This window comes from Pseudomonas sp. 05N434 (assembly GCF_056396965.1).
This window is the reverse complement of record NZ_JBFTMK010000359.1, coordinates 1-5618: the sequence shown is the minus strand read 5'-3', so window position 1 is coordinate 5618 and position 5618 is coordinate 1. Positions and strand designations below refer to the sequence as shown.

Here is a 5618-nt window from a genome sequence, read left to right as displayed (position 1 = left end):
GCCTGCGCCCGCATGGCCCAGGAGCACGGTTACGACGAGGTAAACCTGAATGTCGGCTGCCCGAGTGATCGGGTGCAGAACAATATGATCGGCGCGTGCCTGATGGGGCATCCGCAGTTGGTGGCCGATTGTGTGAAGGCGATGCGTGATGCGGTGTCGATTCCGGTGACGGTGAAGCATCGGATCGGGATTAATGGGCGGGACAGTTACGAGGAGTTGTGTGATTTCGTCGGCACGGTTCGGGATGCCGGGTGCACAAGTTTTACCGTGCATGCGCGGATTGCGATTCTGGAGGGTTTGTCGCCGAAGGAGAACCGCGACATTCCGCCTCTGCGTTATGACGTGGCGGCGCGGTTGAAGGCGGATTTTCCGGAGCTGGCGGCATGTACTGGGGCTGGGTACCGGGTTTCCGGGGGCGCGCAAGTTTCGGCAGTTGTTGTCGGTGGATATTCACAAGGCTAAAGAGCCATTGGCGTTGCTGGATCAGGCGGCAGAGTTGTTGGAGGGACGTTAATCCCTCGTCACTCACTTGCAGGTTTCGCGCGCCGGTGTCCGCGCTCTGTCTCGTTAGAAATTGGCCGCTTTGAAATGGCGGCCGTCACTTGTTCGGCCCGAGCGCTCAAAGGTCTAATTCGCAAGCTGGTCAAATCGGTAAGCATTGAGGACATGACCCAGGCCTGCTCAGCACGCTAACCGTCACCTCCATTGAACCTGCCCTCCATTTCAGCATCGTATTTACCGAGACCACGCCCCGCCTTTCAAACATCCGTTTCCAGGATGTTGCCACTGGGGCCTCGATACGCACATGCACCCTTGAGTGGCTGTCAGCGCTCGGGTAATGTCATTAGACCCATAGGACAGAGCACGCCCATGACTTCCAAGCTGGAACAACTCAAACAAATGACCACCGTGGTTGCCGACACTGGCGACTTCGAAGCAATCGCTCGCGTTAAACCCGTGGACGCCACCACCAACCCTTCCCTGCTGCTCAAAGCAGCGGCCATTCCCGGTTATGCCGAGTTGCTGAACGCTTGCGTCAGCGACTGCAAGGGCGATGTGGGCCTGGCCAGTGACCGTTTTGGTGTGGCGGTGGGGCAAGAGATTCTGAAGGTGATTCCTGGCCGTATTTCCACTGAAGTGGATGCGCGCCTGTCGTTCGACACTGACGCCGTATTGAAGCGTGCGCACCGTCTGATCGACTTGTACGAAAAGGCCGGCGTTGGCCGTGACCGTGTGCTGATCAAGATCGCTTCGACCTGGGAAGGCATCCGCGCTGCCGAGAAGCTGGAAAAGGAAGGCATTCAGACCAACCTGACCTTGCTGTTCTCTTTCGCTCAGGCGGCGGCATGTGCTGACGCTGGAGTTTTCCTGATTTCGCCGTTCGTGGGCCGTATCTACGACTGGTACAAGAAGGCCACCGGCAACGACTACACCGGCGCGGATGATCCGGGCGTGCAGTCGGTGACGCGCATCTACAACTACTACAAGGCCAATGACTACAAAACCGTAGTGATGGGTGCCAGCTTCCGTAATCTGAATCAGATCGAACAGTTGGCCGGTTGTGATCGGTTGACCATCAGCCCTGATCTGCTGGAGAAACTGGCGGCGGATACCGGCAAGCTGGAGCGCAAGTTGGTGCCGGGGCATGCGGGTGAAGCGCGTCTGAGCTTGAATGAAGCGCAGTTCCGTTGGTTGTCCAACGAGGATGCGATGGCGACCGAAAAACTGGCTGAGGGCATTCGTCAGTTTGCTCGGGACCAGGAGAAGCTTGAGGCGTTGTTGCAGGCCAAGCTGTGATTTGAGTTAGCTGGATGCAAAAAGGGCGAACCATGAGTTCGCCCTTTTTTTGCGTTGAATTCGGGTAATGGGCTTAGCACTGGAAGATGTGGTGATTGTTAGGGCGCCTTCGCGGGCAAGCCCGCTCCCACAGGGAATTAATCAGTGACGCTCCAGCGCGTTCACCAGGTCATGAAACGCCTCACGGTTGGAGTCGTTCAGGCCCATGAGGATTTTGTGTGCTTCGAGGACTTTGATCCGCACCACTTCTTCGGACTGGTCCTGGTCTGGCAGGTCGGTCAGGCATTCAGGGCATGGGATCGGGCGGTCAACGATGTTGAACACTTGCTCGAAGCCCATGGACTGCAGCAGCCGGGTGATGTCTTCGTGGGTGGTGACGACAGTCGGCAACAGGCCGACTTTTTGCCGCGACAGGATCGACAGCTTGGCCAGCAGGCCCAGAGTGGTGCTGTCGATGCTACGGGTTTCGGTCAGGTCGATCACGATGGCGTTGAAGTTCAACGCAGTGAAGATCCGCTCAATAGTCGCATCCAACGCCGAACACAGGGTCAGGCGAACTTCACCGACGAACTTCAGGACGAAGGTGCCGTCCTGCTCGGCGAACTGGATTCTACCGGTACTCATTAAAGATTCCTGCTCAACACCAACAGGGCGATATCATCCGGCATCTCCCCTAGCGTGGCCAATCCAAAAACCTGGCGCAGACCATCCAGGCTGCCGCCCGCCGCTTTGACCCGTTGAGGCAAAGCAGCTTCTTTATCTTTGAGTGTGGGTTCTGGCAAAAGGTCCAGAATGCCATCAGACATCAGCGTCAGGCTGAATACCGGTGGCAGCTCCAGTACGTGGTCTTCGTAGGTGGCTTCATTGAAGAGGCCCACCGGCAGACCACGCCCTTCCAGGTAACGAACACTGTCTGGCGTGTACAACACGGGCAACGGCAGATGACCGCCGATGCTATAGGTCAACAAACCTGTCTCCTCGTCGATGACTCCACCGACCATTGTGACGTGTTTACCCAGCTTACAACTGATCAGGCCCCGGTTGATATGACCAAGGACTTCTGAAGGCTTGAATTCCGGCAATGTGCCGTTGCGCTTGGATTCGAACAGCAAGCGCGTGGTCATGAACTTCAGCAGCACGGTAACGAAGGCTGAAGAGGCGCCATGACCGGAAACGTCCGCCAGGTAGAACGCTACCCGACGCTCGTCGACCCGAAAGTAGTCGACGAAATCGCCCGACAGGTACAGCGACGGGATGATCTGGTGCGCAAACTGGAACTCGTTGATGGTCCAGGGGCTCACCGGCAGCATGTTCATCTGCACCTGGCGACCGGCGTTCTGGTCTTCCTGGAGCAAGTTCAGGCTGGCTTCGAGCTCGCGGTTGGCCTTTTCCAGCTTCTCGCGGTAGCGCTGGTTTTCCAGCAGCAGACGCGCACGATCCAGGGCACGGCGCACGGAGTGCTCGAGCACGGCGAGATCTTCGAGAGGCTTGATCAGGTAGTCCGCTGCGCCCAGGCGCAGGGCCTCGACGGCGTCGTTCATCACGCCGGCGCCCGAAACCACGATTACCGGGGTTTGCGGCGACAGTTCGGTGACCTGGCGAATGAGTTCGAGTCCGCCCATCTGCGGCATGCGCAGATCGCAGATGACCAAGTCGGGCTTGTCTTGCTCGAATACCTGAAGACCCTGCTGGCCATTGCTGGCCTGCAGGACACTGAAACCACTGTCTTCCAAGTAGGCCGCGAGGCTCGCACGCACTACTTCGTCATCATCGATTATCAGCAGCGTGGCACTGGTTTTTGGCATGTGGGCAAACGGCGCCAGAATTAGGTTGGCGTAGCAGGCTGGGCATTTGGCCCTGCACACACTACTGGATTCGCTTTCTAGCCTCTCTGCTGCACCGTTTTCGAGCGTTTGCCCTACTCACTGTTCCACCAGAGGTGCCCTTCTAAGGCGCAGACGGTACTCCCATCCGCGAGGCGTTTCAAGCTCACGCCGATGGTCGCTTGACGTCTTTACTTGTCAAATCACCGAGAGTTATAAGAACAGGCAAAACCGTAACCCAAAGGAAGGATCGAGCCCATGAGCCAAACCGATCGGGACTACAGCGAAAAGCGCGATTTCATCCGCATGCGGGTTGATGCCGATGTGTCGCTGATTCATGAAGGCGATGAGGTGCAAGCCGTCTGCATCGACCTTTCCAGCAGTGGCATGCAGCTGGAGGCGCCCCGCTCATTCAAGGTCGGTGACCGGCTCAGCGTGCGGATCGATTCCGATCACGCAGCCCTCAAAGGCCTTGAAGCCGACACCGAGGTGGTGTGGGTGAAAGCACAGGACGGTGGCGGCCAGAAACTCGGGCTTACAATCCTGAAGATGAAATAGCCCTGACTTAACCCCGCAAGCCAAACGAAAGAAGGCGGCCAATTGGCCGCCCTCTTCGTTTTACCGGTCGAGATTAAAAATCGTCTTCGACCTTACCATCCTTGACCTTGAATTCGCGGTTTTGCAGGTATGCATTGCGAATAAAGGTGTATTTGTCGCCAGTGATCAGTTTCTCGGCCGACAACAGGCTGGCGCGAGTGTCGACGATGTTCAGGCCGTAAATCGAGTTACGTACCGGTATATCGTTGATGTAGGGGTACGGACCGGTATAGCCATCGACATACTTGGAAGGCGTATCACGCAAGGTGCTTGGACCCAGCAGCGGCAGCATCACGTACGGGCCGCTGCCCACGCCCCAGTAACCGAGGGTCTGGCCGAAGTCTTCGTCGTTGCGGTGCAGGCCCATCTTGGTGCCCACGTCGAAGAAGCCCAGCAGGCCGAAGGTGGTGTTGAAGATCAAACGCGCGGTGTCGACGCCAGCCGCAGCGGGCTTGGCCTGCAACACGTCGTTGGCGAGGTTGGTCACATCGCCGACGTTGCGGAACATGTTGTGGATGCCGTCTTCCAGGAACTGCGGTGTGACGAACTGGTAGCCCTGAGCCAACGGCTTCAGTGCGTAGGTGTCGACAAAGTCGTTGAATTTGTAGATCGGGCGGTTGATGCTTTCCCAAGGGTCTTCTTCCGTGGCGGCCTGAGTCGCAAACGGAACCAGCAATACACTGGCACACATACAAAGCTGAGCGAGTCGATTGCTCCAGCGCATAAGAAACTCCTTGGATTGTACTGACGCGGGCGCTTGGCCCAGGCGCAAAGACCGCTAGTATATGACGGAAAACCCGGTTTAGGCAGCATCGTGCACGATGGTCTACGAACGACGCCTCCTGACGGCGAGCGATTCACATCCGTGTCACTCGATTGTCATCGTCCATGAATAGCCTTGTCGCTATTTCAGGGACGTTTCCATGCCGCACGCCGAAGTCTTGCCCCTTGCCGCACCGAATCTGACCGCCGTGCTGTTCGGTCTCAGTGGTTGCCTGGTAGATTTCGGCGCGCGCACGCGTCAGCACGGCACCGTTTCTGCCGAGCATGCCGAGGTCACGCCCGGCGCCCTGGAGAGCCTGTCCAGCTTGCAGCGACAACGGATTCCCTGCGCCTGGCTTGATGAACTATCCCCTGCCCTCAGCCATTCTCTGGCCGTCGCACTTCCGGCCTGGATCAAATCTTTGCAACACTCGGAAACAATCAATCCATGGCCGGCCCCGAATGCCTGCTGGCAAGCCTTGATGGCGCTGAATGTCGAGCGCCTGGACGGTTGCGTGCTGGTCAGCGGCGAGCCGCGACTGCTGCAATCGGGCCTGAACGCCGGGCTGTGGACCATCGGCCTGGCGTCGTGCGGCTCGCTATGCGGGCTCGCGCCGAACGAATGGCAAGCCTTGAGCC

6 protein-coding genes and 1 pseudogene are annotated in these 5618 nt (G+C 58.0%); 4 read left to right on the top strand and 3 right to left on the bottom strand.

What is annotated here, in order from left to right; genetic code table 11:
• A pseudogene (locus AC1DLB_RS20485) lies at positions 1–514 on the top strand (tRNA-dihydrouridine synthase); the annotation flags it as partial.
• 356 nt (positions 515–870) lie between these two features.
• Positions 871–1797, top strand: coding sequence for a transaldolase (tal, locus tag AC1DLB_RS20480; protein WP_019582092.1), 927 nt, complete (start codon positions 871–873; stop codon positions 1795–1797).
• Positions 1798–1938: 141 nt separating this feature from the next.
• On the opposite strand, the gene rssC is transcribed toward tal, so the two are convergent.
• A complete protein-coding gene (gene rssC / locus AC1DLB_RS20475; RefSeq protein ID WP_007935262.1) occupies positions 1939–2421 on the bottom strand; it encodes an anti-sigma factor antagonist RssC in 483 nt (160 codons plus the stop codon).
• Complete coding sequence (gene rssB, locus AC1DLB_RS20470) at positions 2421–3602, bottom strand: two-component system response regulator RssB (RefSeq protein ID WP_018928140.1); 1182 nt, start codon at positions 3600–3602, stop codon at positions 2421–2423. The genes rssC and rssB overlap by 1 nt, the downstream gene beginning before the upstream one ends.
• Before the next feature lie 276 nt (positions 3603–3878).
• Between rssB and AC1DLB_RS20465 the strand changes: the two genes are divergently transcribed.
• Positions 3879–4178 carry a PilZ domain-containing protein gene (locus tag AC1DLB_RS20465; protein ID WP_007935265.1) on the top strand — a complete coding sequence of 100 codons (300 nt, stop codon included), beginning with the start codon at positions 3879–3881 and terminating at the stop codon, positions 4176–4178.
• Positions 4179–4251: 73 nt separating this feature from the next.
• Here the strand turns inward: AC1DLB_RS20465 and AC1DLB_RS20460 are convergent, their stop codons facing one another.
• Entirely contained in the window at positions 4252–4941 is a 690-nt protein-coding gene (locus AC1DLB_RS20460; RefSeq protein WP_018928141.1) for an MlaA family lipoprotein, read from the bottom strand.
• A gap of 199 nt (positions 4942–5140) precedes the next feature.
• On the opposite strand from AC1DLB_RS20460, the gene AC1DLB_RS20455 reads away from it, so the two are divergent.
• The coding region (locus AC1DLB_RS20455) for an HAD family phosphatase (RefSeq protein ID WP_477785540.1) at positions 5141–5618 on the top strand (478 nt) is incomplete at its 3' end.

Bases quoted from the DNA above. Each gene is read 5' to 3' on its own strand.
- rssC (WP_007935262.1), bottom strand. From the start codon at position 2,421: ATGAGTACCGGTAGAATCCAGTTCGCCGAGCAGGACGGCACCTTCGTC.
- tal (WP_019582092.1), top strand. From the start codon at position 871: ATGACTTCCAAGCTGGAACAACTCAAACAAATGACCACCGTGGTTGCC.
- AC1DLB_RS20465 (WP_007935265.1), top strand. From the start codon at position 3,879: ATGAGCCAAACCGATCGGGACTACAGCGAAAAGCGCGATTTCATCCGC.
- rssB (WP_018928140.1), bottom strand. From the start codon at position 3,602: ATGCCAAAAACCAGTGCCACGCTGCTGATAATCGATGATGACGAAGTA.
- AC1DLB_RS20460 (WP_018928141.1), bottom strand. From the start codon at position 4,941: ATGCGCTGGAGCAATCGACTCGCTCAGCTTTGTATGTGTGCCAGTGTA.